The following is a 15,050-nucleotide window of genomic DNA, read 5'->3' on the forward strand; positions in this document are numbered from 1 at the left end:
AACCAAGGAGGCCGGCCCATGTTCCGGTCACGTTTGGCCACGCTGGGCGTGGCGGCGCTCGTCCTCGCCGCGTGCGGCGGCAACGGAGCCGACACGCAGGAGAAGAAGACCGAGCTGACGCTCTACAACGACAAGGGCGCGTGGACGAAGTTCTTCGACGAGATGGGCGCCCTGTCGAAGCAGCGGATCGGTCTGGGCATGAAGCCGACGGGATACACGGACTCGGCGCAGTACCAGGCGTTCATCAAGGCGTCGTTCCGTACGAACGTCAAGCCCGACCTGTTCACCTGGCAGACCGGGGGGATGCTGGAGGAGATCGTCAAGCAGAAGCAGGTGGCCGACACCACGGCCGTCTGGCAGGAGGCGATCAAGGCGGGCGACCTGTCGCAGGACCTCGCGCCCTACTACACGGTCGGCGGCAAGCAGTATTGCGTGCCGATGAACGTCGCCTACTGGGGGATGTTCTACAACAAGAAGGTCTTCGACACGTACGACCTCGCCCCGCCGCAGACCTGGGACGAGCTGATCAAGGTCGCCGACACCCTCAAGCAGAACGGCGTGAAGGCGTTCTACCACACGAGCGTGCTGTTCTCGTTCGTCTGGTTCGAGCAGCTCATGGCCGGCACCGACCCCGACCTGTACGACCGCCTGTCCACCGGCCAGGCGAAGTACACCGACCCCGGCGTGGTCCAGGTGATGGAGCGCTGGAAGTCGATGATCGACGCCGGCTACTTCATCAACCCGGGCGACAAGACCGACCCCGGTGACGTGCTGAAGAACGGCAAGACGGCGATGGTGTCGTTCGGCACCTGGTTCAACACCAGCATGACCCAGCGGGACATGAAGGCCGGGACCGACTACGGCTTCTTCGTCATCCCCAACGTCAACGCGGCTCTCCCCAAGACGTCGATGATCTTCGAGAGCGGGCCGCTCTGCTCGCTGACCAAGGCCGCCGACCCCGAGGCGAGCATGAAGTACCTCAAGTGGTGGACCAGCGCCGAGGCGCAGGAGAAGTGGGCCACCAGCCGCGGCGACGTGAGCGCCAACCCCAAGGTCGTCATCCAGGACGAGGCGCTCGGCACGGTCACCAAGGACGCGGGCAGCGGCAAGTACCGCCTGGTCAACCGCTACTTCGAGGCGACGCCGCCGCCGGTGCTGACGGCCGCGCTGGACGGGTTCGGCAAGTTCGTCACCGAGCCGGACAGCTACAAGGAGGTCCTGGAGACCATCCAGAAGGCCGCCGACGAGTACTGGAGCACGCATCAGTGACCCGTTCACCGGTGCTCGGGAGGTTCCGGCACGGGTATGTGGCGCCCGCGGCCATCCTGGTCGCGGTGCTGCTCTACGCGCCGTTCGTGTGGACCGCCTACCTGAGCCTCACCCGGTACGACGGGCTGGAGCCCCCGGCATGGGCCGGCCTGGACAACTTCGTCAAGCTGCTGGGCGACCCGGCCCTGCTCACCTCGGTCCGCAACACGCTGATCTGGGTGGCCGGCACGATGGTGCTGCCGGTCGGGCTCGGCCTGCTGGTGGCGGTCCTGTCGTACGACCTCAAGGGCGGCGTCTGGTACCGCGTGCCGTTCATGTTGCCGTACGCGCTGAGCGGCGCGGGTCTCGCCATGGTGTGGAGCCCGGTCCTGTCCCATGACGGGATCGCGAACCTGCTGCTCGGCGTGGACACCGCGTTCCTCCAGGAGGCGCCGCAGAACACCCTCGCCATGCTGCTGGTCTGGACCTGGCAGCAGCTCGGCGTGAACACGTTGCTGTTCGTCGTCGGCCTGCAGTCCATCCCGAAGGAGCCGATCGAGGCGGCCCGGCTGGACGGCGCGTCGGGGTGGCGGCTGTTCCGGCACGTGATCTGGCCGCTGATGCGCCCGCTGACGGCGGTCGTGGTGGGCCTCGCGCTGGTGGCGAGCCTGAAGACGTTCGACATCGTGTGGGTGCTCACGCAGGGCGGGCCGGGACGCAACTCCGAGACGCTGGCGGTGACGATGTACAAGGAGACGTTCGTGGCCAGCCAGTACGGCTACGGCTCGGCCGTGGCGGTGCTGCTCACGGTGGTGACCGGCCTCGCGTCCTACCTCTACCTGAAGAGGCAGGTGCGATGATCCGCAGGGCCGTGCTCATCGTGCTCGGGCTGGTCTGGCTCGGGCCCACTTACCTGCTGCTGGTCAACGCCGCGCGGCCGGCGGAGTCGTACGACCCGGCGCGGGCGTGGGCGCCCGCCGGCGACTTCGCGCTGCTCGACAACGTGGCGCGGGCCGTCGAGGGCGCCGACCTCGGCGGCAGCCTGGCCAGCACCGCGCTCTACGCCGTGGTCTCGCCGCTGCTGGGCGTGCTGATCGGGGCACTGGCCGGGTACACGATCGTGGTGCTGCGGCTGCGGCACGGCTTCTGGTGGTTCCTGCTGATCTTCGGCGGCACCGTGTTCCCGTCCCAGATGCTGCTGGTGCCGCTGTTCGTCAGCTACAGCGACGCCGGTCTGTACGACACCCGCCTCGGCCTCATCCTCGTCTACACCGCGATCAACGTGCCGCTCGGCGCGTTCGTGCTGCGCAACTTCTACCAGGGTGTCGCCTTCTCCATCTTCGAGGCGGCCCGCATGGACGGCGCGTCCACCTGGCGCATCTTCTGGCGGATCTACCTGCCGATGTCGGCCAGCGCGCTGACCGCCGTGTTCATCCTGGAGTTCACCTTCATCTGGAACGACCTCGTCTTCGGCCTGACCCTCAGCCAGACCGCGGACGTACGGCCGGTCATGACCGCCATCGCGGGGCTCATGACCGACGTCTACGCCGGCACCCCGGTGCCGGTCGGCCTCGCGGCGGGGCTGGTGGTCTCGCTGCCGACGGTCGTGCTGTTCCTCGCCACCCAGCGCCTCTTCGCCCGAGGCCTTTCCCTAGGGAGTGTGCAATGACCAGCCGGTTGCTCCAGCGGAGCCTCGGGAGCCCCGACTACGACGGGATCAGGCAGGCGCTGCGGGACGACACCTCGACGCCCGTGATCAGCGAGCGCGGGCTGGAGGTGCGGGTGGCGGTGGTGCCGCTGTTCACCCACGACGGCCGTCAGGCGGTCAGGGTGTCGAGCACCGTGCCGCTGACGCACGTGCTGGTGGGCGTGGACAGCGCGACGGGCACCGACGTGACGCTGCTGGTGCCCGAGGTGGACGCGCCGCGCGCGCTGACGCTGGAGTGCCGCGACGAGAGCGGCGTGGTCGGCACCGCGCGCGTCACGGTGACGCCGCAGCGCAAGTGGAGCGTGTTCGTCGTGCACCACTCGCATCTCGACATCGGCTACACCGACCCGCAGGGCACGGTGCTCCGCCACCACCTCGACTACCTCGACGCGGCGGTGCGGCTGGCGGAGGAGACCGCGTCCTGGCCGGACGACGCGAAGTTCCGGTGGACGGTCGAGTCGTCGTGGCCGGCGCAGAAGTGGCTGGCCGCGCGCCCCGCCGAGGCGGTGGAGTCCTTCCGCCGCTTCGCGCGGGAGGGCGTGATCGAGGTGACGGCGCTGCCGTTCCAGCTCCACACCGAGGCGTGCTCGACGGAGGAGCTGCACCGGCAGCTCCGCTTCGCGAAGGAGTCGGGGCTGCCGGTCACCTCCGCCATGCACACCGACGTGCCGGGCGCGGTCGTCGGGCTGGTGGACGCGCTCAGCGCGGCCGGCGTCCGCTACCTCGCGGCGGCGCACAACTGGGCCGGGCGGTCGGTGCCCTACCTGCACGGCGGCGACAAGCTCACCCGGCCGTTCCGCTGGCGGGCGCCGAGCGGGAACGAGATCCTCGTGTGGTTCACGGACACGCCGCACGGGATGGCGTACATGGAGGGCAACACGGTCGGGCTGACCGACTCCTACGAGCTGGCCGACGACCTGCTGCCGCGCTACCTGGCGGCGCTGGCCACGCGCGGTTACCCGTACGGGCCGGGGACGTTCGGCTGGCAGGGGCCGGACGCGCCTCGGGAGCCGTACGAGCTGGACGTGCTGCACCTGCGGGTGCAGGGCGCGCACGCCGACAACGCGGGCCCGTCGATCGTGCCCGCCTCGATCGCCCGCCGCTGGAACGAGCAGTGGGCCTGGCCGCGCCTGCGCTCGGCGGTCAACAGCGACTTCTTCGCGCACGTCGAGGAGCACCACCTGGACCGGCTGGCGGTGCACGAGGGCGACTGGACCGACTGGTGGGCCGACGGGCTCGGCTCGGGCGCCCGCCCGCTCGGCTACGTACGCCGGGCGCAGTCGGCGCTGCGGGTGGCCGAGACGCTGCACACGCTGGCCGGCGTGGACGTCACCGCGCAGGTGGACGCCGCCTACGACGGGGTCGCCCTGTTCAACGAGCACACGTGGGGCGCGGCCAACCCGTGGGAGGACGCCGAGGAGGCCGGCGACTCCGGCGGCCTGCAGTGGACGCGCAAGTCCTCCGGCGCCTACCAGGCCCAGGACGACGCGGCGGACCTGCTGCACGCGGCCGTGCGCCGCTTCGCCGCCGCGCTGGCCGAGGGGGAGGGGCGGCCCGCGTTCGCGGTGTTCAACCCGGGCACCCGCGCCCGGACCGACGTCGTGCGCGCGTTCCTGCCGCGCGACGTGGTGCCGGTGGACGTGCCGATCGCGCTGGTGGACGCGCGGACCGGGGAGACGGTGCCGCACCACGAGGAGTTCGTGGACCCCGACGACTGGCCGACCCGGCCGATCGGGCGGCACGTGCACGCGGTCGTCCGTGACGTGCCGGGCTTCGGGCACGTCCGGCTCGACGTGGTGAGGGCGGAGGCGCAGCCACCCGAGCCCGCCGAGCCGTCCGGCGACGCGGTCATCGAGAACGAGTTCTACCGGGTGGCCTACGACGTGCGCGAGGGTCACCTCAGCTCGGTCTTCGACAAGCGGGCCGGGCGCGAGCTGGTCAACGGCGACGCCGCGGCCGGCTTCGGCCAGTACGTCTACGACCAGTACGCCACCGCCCCCCACGTCAACCACCTGTCCGGCCACGTCGGCGCGCACGACCGCACGCTGCTCGGCGACCGGGCGATCGGCCGGCACGCCACGGTCACCGAGTGCCGGCGCACGGCGGTCGGCGAGAGGCTGGTGGTCGAGCTGCGCGGCAAGGGCGTCGACTGGATCCGCACCACGATCGAGCTGCACTACGGCGTGCCCCGGCTCGACCTGACCTACCAGCTCGCCAAGCAGGGCACCCCGGCCAAGGAGGCGGTGTTCCTGGCCTTCCCGTTCGCCGCGGGGCCGCCCTCGGCGTGGGAGCTGACCGGCGGGGTCGGCGGGCCTGACGTGCCGCGGGTGCCGGGTTCGGCGGCGTACATGCTGCCCATCAGGCACTGGATCGCCTTCGAGGACCCCGAGCTGACCGTCGCCTGGGTCACGCTGGAGGCTCCGCTGGTGCAGCTCGGGACCATCCACATGCCGTACGCGCCGTTCCCGCCCACGCTCGACCAGGAGGACGGCACGGTCTACTCCTGGGCGCTCAACAACATCTGGGACACCAACTTCCCCGCGCAGCAGCAGGGCGAGACCACGTTCCGGTACGCGGTCGCCTCCGAGGCGGGCGCCCCCGCCCGCCGGCTGGGCGCGGCGGCGGCGGCCGGGCTCACCGAGCCGTTCGTCGGCGCGCTGGTCACCGACGCCGCGCCGGCCACGACGACGTACGCCTCGGTGGACCATCCCGACGTGCTCATCACCTCGATCGGGCAGAACGGGGTCAGGCTCCAGTCGCTGGCCGCCGAGCCGGTCGAGGCGACGGTGAGCCTGGGGAACGAGACCACAACGGTACGGCTGCCCGCCTGCGGGGTCGCCGTCGCGGAGGGAACGCGGCTGTGAAGATCGTCGACGTCCGGGCCACCACGGTGGCCGTGCCGCTGGAGGCGCCGCTGCGGCACAGCAACGGCGCGCACTGGGGGCGCTTCGTCCGTACGATCGTCGAGGTCGAGGCCGACAACGGGCTCGTCGGCCTGGGCGAGATGGGCGGCGGCGGCGAGAGCGCGGAGTCGGCCTTCCGCGCGCTGCTGCCTTATCTGAAGGGACACGACCCCTTCCAGCTCGAAGCCCTGCGGTTCAAGATCGCCAACCCGACGGCCTCGCTCTACAACAACCGCACCCAGCTCCTCGCCGCGATCGAGTTCGCCTGCCTCGACCTCATCGGGCGGCACCTCGGGGTGGCGGTGTGCGACCTGCTCGGCGGGCGGGTGCGCGAGGAGGTGCCGTTCGCGTCCTACCTGTTCTTCCGCTACGCGGACGACGGGTACGCCGAGGTCCGCACCCCTGACCAGCTCGTGGAGCACACCCGGCGGCTGAAGGAGGAGCACGGCTTCACCGTCCACAAGCTGAAGGGCGGCGTCTTCCCGCCGGACTACGAGCTGGAGTGCTACCGGGCGCTCGCCGAGGCGTTCCCCGGCGACCGGCTCAGGTACGACCCCAACGCCGTGCTGTCGGTCGCCGAGGGGCTGCGCTTCGGCAAGGCCATCGAAGGGCTGAACAACGACTACCTGGAGGACCCGGTCTGGGGCCTGGAGGGGCTGCGCGCGGTGCGCGAGCAGGTGCGGGTGCCGCTCGCGACCAACACCGTCGTCGTCAACTTCGAGCAGCTCGCCTCCAACGTGCTGCGCAGGGCCGCCGACGTCGTGCTGCTGGACACCACGTTCTGGGGCGGGGTGCGGCCGTGCGTGAAGGCGGCGGGGGTGTGCGAGACGTTCCAGCTCGGCGTGGCCGTGCACTCGTCGGGTGAGCTGGGCATCCAGCTCGCGACCATGCTGCACCTCGGCGCGGTGCTGCCCAACCTCACCTACTCCGCCGACGCCCACTACCACCAGCTCCGCGACGACGTCATCGAGGGCGGCAAGCTCGCCTACGCGGGCGGGGCCATCGCGGTGCCGACAGGGCCGGGGCTCGGGGTGGAGCTGGACCGCGAGCGGGTGGAGCGCTACGCCGAGCTGTACCGGGAGCTCGGCGGCTATCCGTACGACCGCGATCCCGGCCGGCCCGGCTGGTACGCCACCGTCCCGAACGAGCGTTTCGCGGACCCCGACATCGCCACTCCATAATGGGGCGCTATGTCGGAAACATCACAGCCTGCCCCTCCCGCTGACAACCTGGTGACCACCTCCCACTCCCTCCCCTCCGGCCAGACCTACACCGCCGTGACCGGCACGATGGTGCTGCGCGAGGAGGTGTTCACCGAAGGCAGGTTCGACGGGCTCCGGCCCAAGGCCGAGGTGTTCGTGACGGCGTACACGCTGGACGGCGCCGACCCCGCGAGCCGGCCCGTCACCTTCGCCTTCAACGGCGGGCCCGGCTCGTCCAGCGTGTGGCTGCACCTCGGCGTGCTGGGGCCGCGCCGGGTGGTGATGGGCGACGCGGGAGCGCTGCTGCCGCCCCCGTACGGGCTGGCGGACAACGAGGAGACCCTGCTCACGGTCAGCGACCTCGTCTTCATCGACCCGGTCTCCACCGGCTACTCGCGGGCCGCCGAAGGGGAGAAGGCGGAGCCGTACCACGGCTTCACCGGCGACCTGGAGTCCGTCGGCGAGATCATCCGGCTCTGGACCACCAGGAACGGGCGCTGGATGTCGCCGAAGTTCCTGGCCGGCGAGTCGTACGGCACCGTCAGGGCGGCCGGCCTCGCCGACCACCTGCAGTCGCGCTACGGCATGTACCTCAACGGCGTCATGCTGATCTCCTCGGTGCTCGACTTCATCACCGGCGACTTCAACCAGGGCAACGACCTCGCCTACGCCCTCTACCTGCCGACCTACGCCGCCATCGCCCACTACCACGGGCTGCACGGCGACCGGCCGCTCGCCGACGTGCTGCGCGAGGCCGAGGAGTACGCCGCCCGCGACTACCCGTGGGCGCTGGCCCGCGGCGCCCGCCTCACCCCCGAGGAGCGCGCCGCCGCCGTCGCCAGGATCGCCGCGCTGACCGGGCTGAGCGAGGACTACGTCGACCGGGTGGACCTGCGCGTCGAGCACATCAGGTTCTTCACCGAGCTGCTGCGCTCGCGCCGCCAGGTCGTCGGGCGGCTCGACGGCCGCTTCGTCGGCTGGGACCCCGACGCCGGGCGCGAGCACTTCACGGCCGACCCCAGCATGAACGCGATCATGGGCCCGTACAGCGCCGCGCTCAACCACTACCTGCGGACCGAGCTGGACTACGCGAACGACCTGCCGTACGAGCTGCTCACCTCGCGGGTGCACCCGTGGTCGTACAAGGAGTTCGAGGGCGCGCACGTGCAGGTCGTCGACAAGCTGGCGGCGGCCATGCGGGCCAACCCGCACCTACGGGTGCACGTGGCCTGCGGCTACCACGACGGCGCGACGCCGTACTTCGCCGCCGAGCACAGCTTCGCGCACCTGCCGGTGCCGCCCGAGCTGGCGGGCAACGTCGAGTTCGCCTACTACGAGGCCGGGCACATGATGTACGTCCACGAGCCCAGCAGGCTGCGCCAGTCAGCCGACCTGGCCGCGTTCGTGCGCGGCGAGAACGGCTGACGCCCGCCGCAGCCGGTACGCCAGATCGGCGCGGAGCGCGGCGAAGCGGGCGGCGTGGTCGCGGACGAGCGCCCGCTGCAGCGCCGTGTCGGCCGCGTGCCAGGCGGCGACCAGGCCCGAGGACTGCTTGCACCGCGTGTCGGCGACCGCGGTCCGCTTCTCGTCCTCGGTGACGGCCCGCTCGTCGAGGTTCCAGCGGCTGTCGGTGATGGCCGCCTCGGGCGACGGGTAGTCGTGGCCGGCGCGGCTCATGCACGCCCGCCAGCGGCCGGCCGCCGCGACCACCTCGGGAGCCTTGGCGGAGCGCTCCAGCGTGAGCGCGTCCTGGCGGGAGAGCCACGGCCAGTCCGCCTTCCGCGCGCCGCGCTCCAGGACGAGCGAGGCCCGGTCCAGGCAGCCCCGCCGCCCGCCGGCGCCGTACAGGTGGCTCTGCGTGGCGGCGGGCAGCTCGGCCCAGGTGGCGGTCGTGTCGGGGGACGGCGGGCGGGCGAGGTGGTAGCCGTAGCGGCCGGCCGCCGCGGTGTCGGTGACGCCGTAGCGGCGGGAGTTGCCGGGGTCGAGCGCGGCGATGAGCGCCGCGTCCTCGGCGGGCGGCTCGACGGTGACGCCCTGCTCGCGCATGCACCGCGCCACCAGGAGGTTGTGCGCGTTGCCCAGCGTGGCCCGCTGCTCTGGGGTGGTCTTGTACGCGTCGAAGGGCAGCGCCAGCGGCATGGTGGTGCTCGGCGGCGCGGCCGGTTCCTCCGTCCCGCAGGCGGTCACGGCCAGCAGCGACATGCCCGCGAGAAGAGCGCGACAGCCGGTTCCCGGCGGCCAGTTCCGGAAACCGGCGCCTGCGTTCACGGTCAGCGGCACCAGATGTCGAGCGAGCTGGCGCGGTTGTTGCCGATGGCGTTGTTCTCGAGGAACCCGTCGTTCGAGTTGTGGGTGAAGGTGCTGTGCGCGCCGGTGTAACCCGGGTGCTGCCAGAGGGTGGCGCTGCAACCGACGCGGTTGCGCACCGAACTGGTGTCGTTGTCGATGCTCTGCCAGGAATTGCTGAAGTCCCAGTTCAGCCAGTTGTTGTCGGCGAAGTTCGCGTCGTCGGCGACGAAGTCGCGCCAGTGGTCGGTCTGCCCGCGGTTGTAGTCGAAGCCCGCGTACAGACAGACGCGGCCGCCGTAGCAGGTCGAACGGGGGCTGGCCAGCGCGCTCGCGGCCGGGGCGGCCACGGTGAACAGGGCGGCGGCCGCCGCGACGAAGCCGGCGGCCTTTCTGGTGAGCCTCACAGGTCTCTCCTCTGTCGGGTGGGTTGTCGCGACCACCCAATCGCGGGAGTGACCTGTGAGTTCTCGGCGTTGACGCAATTCTTGCCATTCAGGAAAGGAAAAACGCCTATTCGGGGAGCGCGGCCGGGTTCTGCGCCAGCAGGCCGCCGTCCACGCGGTGCTCGGCCCCGGTGATGAACGACGAGCGCGGCCCGGCGAGGAAGGCGACCAGCTCCGCCACCTCCTCCGCCCGCCCCACCCGGCCCAGCGGATGCGCCCGCCCCCACTGCCGGACCTGCTCCTCCTGCGACAGCTCGCCCCGCCACAGGTCGGCCGCCCAGCGCAGCATCGGCGTGTCCACCGACCCCGGGCACACCACGTTGACCCGGATGCCGTCGGCCGCGTGGTCGAGCGCCATGGCCCTGGTCAGGCCGTTGATCGCGGCCTTGCTCGCGGTGTAGGCCGCCACCTGGGCCTGCGAGGAGAACGCCTGCACCGACGACATGAGCACGATCGAGCCGCCGCCGCGCTCCCTGAGCCGGGGGACGGCGGCCTTGCATGTGAGGTAGACGCCCTTGAGGTTGATGTCCAGCACCTCGTCCCAGACCTCCTCGGGGGTGTCCTCGACGGTGCCGTAGCGCTGCACGCCCGCGCAGGTCACCACGACGTCGAGCCCGCCGAACCTGGACACCGCCAGCTCCACCAGGTCGCGCATCTGGTCGGCGCGCCGCACGTCGGCGATCCGGCCGACGACCCGCTCGCCGTCGCACTCGGCGTCCTGGTCCACGCCGCAGAACACCACGGACGCGCCTCCGGCGGCCAGCCGGTCGACCACCGCCCGCCCGATCCCCGTCGAACCGCCCGTGACCAGCGCCACCTTGCCGCCGAACTCGCTCATTCCAGCACCTCCGCGCGCATCCACAACCTCTTCGTCTCGTGAGGGCCGAGGGCGAGGGCCGTCCCGTTGGCCACCGCGGCGGCGAGGCCGTCGGTCGGCAGGCTGGAGAACGGTTCGAGCCCCACCGTGTACGCCCGTCCCCACCAGGGGTAGCCGGTGGACGCGCCCAGCTCCTGCCACATCCACAGGTAGGGGAGGAGCGTGGCATCCCACTCCACCCGCATGCCGATATTTTCGGAAATTTCGTACCAGCCCGTGTCGCCGAAGCCCGTCAGGTACACGATGTCGCTCGGCGACCCCGGCTCCTGCACCACGCTCAGATCCGTCACGCCGCCCGCGTCGGCGGGGACCAGCGGCCACTCCCACGGCCCGCCCGCGCGCACCCGCCGCCCGCCGGGGCCGATCGCGCTCGCGTGCGGGACCACCCGCACGCCCTCCGGCAGCCTGATCCTGGCCCCCGGGCGCAGGAACGGCCGGCCGTACACGATGTGCTGACCCCACATGGCGTGCAGCGGGACCGGGGAGTCGTTCGTGGCCGCCCCCTCGACCTCCAGCGCGGCCGTGCCCGCCCGCAGCTGGAGCACCTTCTCCAGCCGGTACGGCAGCCGCCGCGTCCGCACCGCGAGCCGGACCGCGACCTCGTCCTCGCGGTCGGCGACGATCTCGTACGACCACGGCAGCCCCGCGACCTCCCCGTGCTGGGCCAGCCGCGCGCCCTGGTACTCGCTGGGCGCGCCGCCGTTCGGGAAGACCTCCTGCCAACCGCCCTCGTAGTGGTCCACGAACGCTGCGACGTCGTCGGCCGCGCCCTGGAGGTGGTCGCGCGGGCTGCGCAGGCCCTGCGGCGAGAGCCAGACGAAGTCGGTGTCGGTGGGCTTGTGCAGGAACTCCACCACGTCCCCGCCCTTGTCGGGAACGACGGTCACCCGCAACCGCTCGTTCTCCAGCACGACCGCCCGCATACCGTCGAGCACGACTTCCCGCAGCCGAGCCCCCCAGTTGCGCATGCTCATGGCCTCACTCCGTGAGGCGGCTCGATCGCTGGGATCCGCCGCCTTCCCTCGTCGCTCTGGTCGCTTCGCTCCCGGCGCTCCTCAGTCCAGGCGGCGGCGCTCTCTCGCGTCACTCGAAGGTCACGTCCAGGAAGCGGGGGCGGTAGATGGTGACGTCGCGGTAGTGGTCGGTGTTGACGAAGCTGTTGACGTTGTACGACACCACGAGCCCGTCCCCGGCGACGTCGGGATGGGCGTGGGCGTTGTAGGTGAAGATGTTCCCGCCGGTCTCGGGCGTCGTGTAGACGTGCTGCCTGCCGGTGAACGGCCCGGAGGGGGAGCACGAGGTGTAGGCCACGATGTTGGGGCTCAGCGGCTCGGACGTGTCATGCGTGATCAGGACATATGAGGATCCGACCTTGGTGACGCTGTACTCGTTCGCCACCCCGCTCATGATCCGCGCCGAGTCGGTCTCGTTCCGCGACCAGGTGCCGTCCGCCGTCAGGAACTCCCACGTCCCCAGCAGGCTCTGCCCCCGCACCCGCGCCAGGTGCATGTACTTCGGCGAGCCCAGGTCCTCGACCCCGTACACGTAGGTGTAGCCGCCGTCCTTGAGCGTGGCGGAGGCCCAGGCGACGCCGTGCCCCGAGGGCAGGTCGTGCACGCTGATCGGCCGCTCCAGCCGTCCCGGGGCGAACCTGGCGACCACGTTGCGGTGCCAGCGCCAGTCCCACGCGCCGGTGCCGAAGCGCTCGTACTCCTGGTACGTGGCCTCGACGATGCCGCCCGCCAGCGTCGCGTCGCCGGCCCAGTACCAGTGGTTCTCGTCGCGCGGCGGCATCACAGCCGTCGGCTTGGCGGCGGTGCCGTCGTGGATGGTGGACAGGCGGCCGTCGCGCTCGACGGCGAAGGAGTTGTTGAGGAAGACGGTCGTGCCGCCCTCCTCGACCACCGGCGGGCGCGAGCCGTCCGCGTTGACCTGGCCGAGGAAGGTGTCGGAGAAGATCCACAGTTCCTTGCCGCTCGGCAGGCGGAGCGAGTAGGTGCCGTCGGCGCCGGTCCAGTCGTCCAGGCGGCTGTTGTCGTTGCCGTACGCGGTGAACAGGCCGGTCAGCCGGGCGTCCGTGGTCGCGCCGGCGACCACGGCGGGGGTGCAGGCGGGGGCCGCGGCGGCCGGGAGCGGCACCGCCGTGAACCCGAGCAACGCGATGGCCAGGGGTGCGAGGGCGGGACGGAATCGCGTCATGGTGGTTCCTAGGGGGGTGAGGTTCCCTACAGTTCTAGTCATTAGATCACTTGCTGTCCAGGGTCCCCTGGCTTCTCCGCGAACGCGCCGACCCGAGTGCCTGATCGAGTAGCTGCTAACTTTGTGCGCTTTGACAGGAAAAGTTGGTGAGGTTGACTCGATGCCGCGATTGTTGTGGTTGGTGGGGTTCTGGGCGATGGCGGGGTGCTCAGTCCTGCCGGGGTTCGGACCGAAGGAGCAGGCCCCGGCCGCATCGCCCACCAGCACCCCGGCAGCCTCGGCCGGGCCCGGCACGCCGGAGGGGATCACCTCGTTCCTGGCGGACTACGTCAAGCGCAACAACGCCGCCAACCAGGCCATGAGCGCCGAACTGCTGGCGGGCTACGAGGGCGGCTCCAGCCTCGCCATCGACAAGGCGGCCTACGTCTCCGAGCGCAAGCTCGGCGACCGTGACTACCAGCCGTTCGGCTACACCCAGCCCACCCCCACGGTGTCGGCGGTCAAGGGTGGGAACTGGTTCGTGACCACGGCGTACTGGAAGGGCAAGAGCGAGACCGCCAAGGTGCCGACGTACCTGCTGTTCGCCCGCGACGGAGAGTCGTGGCTGCAGATGTACGCCCCCGACGTCTTCAGCGACCAGGCCGTGGACGAACTCCCCGAGATCGCGACGGACGCGTCGGGAGCGGCCGTGGAGGTGGCCCAGGCCGATGGCGCCGGGCTGCTGATGTCGCCCGCCGCTTTCGCCAAGAGCTACGCCGCCCACCTGGTCGGCAAGGGCACGACGGCGTCCAAGAGCCGCTTCGCCGCCGACCGGCTCACCACCGGCGCCGCGAGCACCCGCATCAAGATGGACCCGTACGCCGAGCTCACCGAGAGCGCCCGCCCGGCCGGCGCGCATCCCTCCTACGCCGTGCGTACGGCCGACGGCGGTGCGCTCGCCTTCACCACCGTCGAACGGACCCGGCGCTACGACGTACGGCAGGGGCCGCAGCGCAACTACGTCCAGCAGAAGAACAGCGGGTTCCTGCCCGGCAAGTACTACACCTTCATGAAGTTCACCGAGCTGATCCAGGTCGCCGCCCACATCCCGCCGAAGACCGCCGGACCCGGCCAGGTCCAGGTGATCGGTTCCTACAGCGGCATCACCTCGGGCAGCGGCCGCTAGCGCGGCGAGGCGCCCTCTGATCTTCGCCCACTAGGGTGTTGACTCCACGAAACACCCCGAGTGGAGGTCACATGCCGTTAAGCCGCCGCGGTCTGCTCACGATCGGCGCGGGACTCGCCGCCACCGTCGCCGCGGGCACTTCGCGCGCCTCGGCCGCCGCCGGCCGCTTCGACCTGGCCGCGCCCGCCACCCAGCTCATCTGGAAGAAGGCCCTGTACGACGAGACCGTGCTGCAGTCGTTCGCCTTCGACAACCCGAAGGGGCACATCTACGCCGTCCAGCTCAAGAACGGCGCGGCCTCCGCCGCGGCCGGCGACCTCTGCCTGACGAAACTCAGCCTGTCCGGCACGGTGCTCGGCCACATGTACCTCAAGGGCTTCGGCCACGGGGTGCAGATCGGCGTCGAGTCGCCGGGCGTGCTCTGGACGGAGACCGACGCCGCGCCCGACAGCTCGGGCGCCATGTGGGGCAGGCGGCTGGCCCGCTTCTCCTTCGCCGACGGGCGCACGCTGACGCCGTCCTCCTCCGGCGTGACCACGTACACGCTGATCCCCGGCGCGACCAACACCACCTGCGCGATCGACCCCTCGACCGGCCGCCTGGTCATGCGCTACCTGCTCGACGGCCGGATGCGGTACGCGGTCTACGCGCTGTCGGCCGTCAAGGCGGGCGGCAAGGACAAGCTGTACGACGTCGCGCAGCCGTCCGGGCTCGGCGTCTTCCAGGGCTACGCCGCCTACGGCGACCACCTCTACCTGCTGGACGGCACCGCCTACAGCGCCTCGAATCCCGCGCCCGGCAACACCTACATCACCTGCGTCGACCTGCGTACCGGGGAGCAGGTGCAGCGCTCGCTCACCCAGGCGGGCAAGTCGCTCGACTACCGCGAGCCCGAGGGCATGGCGATCCAGATCGTCTCGGGCGCTCCCCGGCTGTGCCTGGGCCTCGCCTCCGGGGCGGCGGGGGCGCGCAAGGCGAGCATCTTCTACAAGAGCGCGCTCGTCTGAAAATTCGGA

Annotated in this window: 13 protein-coding genes; 8 read left to right on the forward strand and 5 right to left on the reverse strand. The window is 71.2% G+C overall.

Features of this window, described 5'->3' with window-relative positions; translation table 11 throughout:
- Window positions 1-18: 18 nt before the first annotated feature.
- From SMD20_RS31905 to SMD20_RS31930, 6 genes are read left to right on the forward strand one after another with little or no spacing between them, the layout of a single operon-like run.
- Window positions 19-1,269, forward strand: coding sequence for an ABC transporter substrate-binding protein (locus tag SMD20_RS31905; protein ID WP_329588449.1), 1,251 nt, complete (start codon window positions 19-21; stop codon window positions 1,267-1,269).
- A complete protein-coding gene (locus SMD20_RS31910) occupies window positions 1,266-2,108 on the forward strand; it encodes a carbohydrate ABC transporter permease (RefSeq protein WP_329588451.1) in 843 nt (280 codons plus the stop codon). The genes SMD20_RS31905 and SMD20_RS31910 overlap by 4 nt, the downstream gene beginning before the upstream one ends.
- Window positions 2,105-2,917, forward strand: coding sequence for a carbohydrate ABC transporter permease (locus SMD20_RS31915; protein ID WP_329588454.1), 813 nt, complete (start codon window positions 2,105-2,107; stop codon window positions 2,915-2,917). Before SMD20_RS31910 ends, SMD20_RS31915 begins: the two co-directional genes overlap by 4 nt.
- The gene (locus SMD20_RS31920; protein ID WP_329588456.1) at window positions 2,914-5,820 is read left to right on the forward strand and encodes a hypothetical protein; all 2,907 of its coding nucleotides are present in this window, start codon (window positions 2,914-2,916) and stop codon (window positions 5,818-5,820) included. The genes SMD20_RS31915 and SMD20_RS31920 overlap by 4 nt, the downstream gene beginning before the upstream one ends.
- Window positions 5,817-7,040 (forward strand): enolase C-terminal domain-like protein, encoded by a 1,224-nt coding sequence (locus tag SMD20_RS31925; protein WP_329588458.1) that lies wholly within the window; start codon window positions 5,817-5,819, stop codon window positions 7,038-7,040. The genes SMD20_RS31920 and SMD20_RS31925 overlap by 4 nt, the downstream gene beginning before the upstream one ends.
- A 9-nt stretch (window positions 7,041-7,049) precedes the next feature.
- A complete protein-coding gene (locus tag SMD20_RS31930) occupies window positions 7,050-8,486 on the forward strand; it encodes a S10 family peptidase (protein ID WP_329588460.1) in 1,437 nt (478 codons plus the stop codon).
- On the opposite strand, the gene SMD20_RS31935 is transcribed toward SMD20_RS31930, so the two are convergent.
- From SMD20_RS31935 to SMD20_RS31955, 5 genes are all read right to left on the reverse strand, one after another.
- Window positions 8,445-9,263 (reverse strand): hypothetical protein, encoded by an 819-nt coding sequence (locus SMD20_RS31935; protein ID WP_329588462.1) that lies wholly within the window; start codon window positions 9,261-9,263, stop codon window positions 8,445-8,447. The two genes, SMD20_RS31930 and SMD20_RS31935, sit on opposite strands and share 42 nt — an antisense overlap.
- Before the next feature lie 68 nt (window positions 9,264-9,331).
- Window positions 9,332-9,754 (reverse strand): peptidase inhibitor family I36 protein, encoded by a 423-nt coding sequence (locus SMD20_RS31940; RefSeq protein ID WP_329588464.1) that lies wholly within the window; start codon window positions 9,752-9,754, stop codon window positions 9,332-9,334.
- Between the two features lie 106 nt (window positions 9,755-9,860).
- Complete coding sequence (locus tag SMD20_RS31945) at window positions 9,861-10,631, reverse strand: SDR family NAD(P)-dependent oxidoreductase (protein WP_329588466.1); 771 nt, start codon at window positions 10,629-10,631, stop codon at window positions 9,861-9,863.
- Window positions 10,628-11,644, reverse strand: coding sequence for a DUF4432 family protein (locus SMD20_RS31950; RefSeq protein WP_329588468.1), 1,017 nt, complete (start codon window positions 11,642-11,644; stop codon window positions 10,628-10,630). The genes SMD20_RS31945 and SMD20_RS31950 overlap by 4 nt, the downstream gene beginning before the upstream one ends.
- Window positions 11,645-11,753: 109 nt before the next feature.
- Window positions 11,754-12,869 (reverse strand): DUF4185 domain-containing protein, encoded by a 1,116-nt coding sequence (locus SMD20_RS31955; protein WP_329588470.1) that lies wholly within the window; start codon window positions 12,867-12,869, stop codon window positions 11,754-11,756.
- 160 nt (window positions 12,870-13,029) lie between these two features.
- Between SMD20_RS31955 and SMD20_RS31960 the strand changes: the two genes are divergently transcribed.
- Both SMD20_RS31960 and SMD20_RS31965 read left to right on the forward strand, forming a co-directional pair.
- Window positions 13,030-14,034, forward strand: a complete 1,005-nt coding sequence (locus SMD20_RS31960; protein WP_329588472.1) for a hypothetical protein — start codon at window positions 13,030-13,032, stop codon at window positions 14,032-14,034.
- A 71-nt stretch (window positions 14,035-14,105) separates the two neighbouring features.
- A complete protein-coding gene (locus tag SMD20_RS31965) occupies window positions 14,106-15,041 on the forward strand; it encodes a phage baseplate protein (RefSeq protein WP_329588474.1) in 936 nt (311 codons plus the stop codon).
- Window positions 15,042-15,050: the final 9 nt, after the last annotated feature.

This window comes from Nonomuraea sp. LP-02, from assembly GCF_036289125.1.
GTDB classification, from domain to species: domain Bacteria; phylum Actinomycetota; class Actinomycetes; order Streptosporangiales; family Streptosporangiaceae; genus Nonomuraea; species Nonomuraea bangladeshensis.

Bases quoted from the DNA above. Each gene is read 5' to 3' on its own strand.
- SMD20_RS31965 (WP_329588474.1), top strand. From the start codon at position 14,106: ATGCCGTTAAGCCGCCGCGGTCTGCTCACGATCGGCGCGGGACTCGCC.
- SMD20_RS31945 (WP_329588466.1), bottom strand. From the start codon at position 10,631: ATGAGCGAGTTCGGCGGCAAGGTGGCGCTGGTCACGGGCGGTTCGACG.
- SMD20_RS31920 (WP_329588456.1), top strand. From the start codon at position 2,914: ATGACCAGCCGGTTGCTCCAGCGGAGCCTCGGGAGCCCCGACTACGAC.
- SMD20_RS31935 (WP_329588462.1), bottom strand. From the start codon at position 9,263: ATGTCGCTGCTGGCCGTGACCGCCTGCGGGACGGAGGAACCGGCCGCG.
- SMD20_RS31930 (WP_329588460.1), top strand. From the start codon at position 7,050: ATGTCGGAAACATCACAGCCTGCCCCTCCCGCTGACAACCTGGTGACC.
- SMD20_RS31905 (WP_329588449.1), top strand. From the start codon at position 19: ATGTTCCGGTCACGTTTGGCCACGCTGGGCGTGGCGGCGCTCGTCCTC.
- SMD20_RS31915 (WP_329588454.1), top strand. From the start codon at position 2,105: ATGATCCGCAGGGCCGTGCTCATCGTGCTCGGGCTGGTCTGGCTCGGG.
- SMD20_RS31955 (WP_329588470.1), bottom strand. From the start codon at position 12,869: ATGACGCGATTCCGTCCCGCCCTCGCACCCCTGGCCATCGCGTTGCTC.
- SMD20_RS31960 (WP_329588472.1), top strand. From the start codon at position 13,030: ATGCCGCGATTGTTGTGGTTGGTGGGGTTCTGGGCGATGGCGGGGTGC.
- SMD20_RS31950 (WP_329588468.1), bottom strand. From the start codon at position 11,644: ATGAGCATGCGCAACTGGGGGGCTCGGCTGCGGGAAGTCGTGCTCGAC.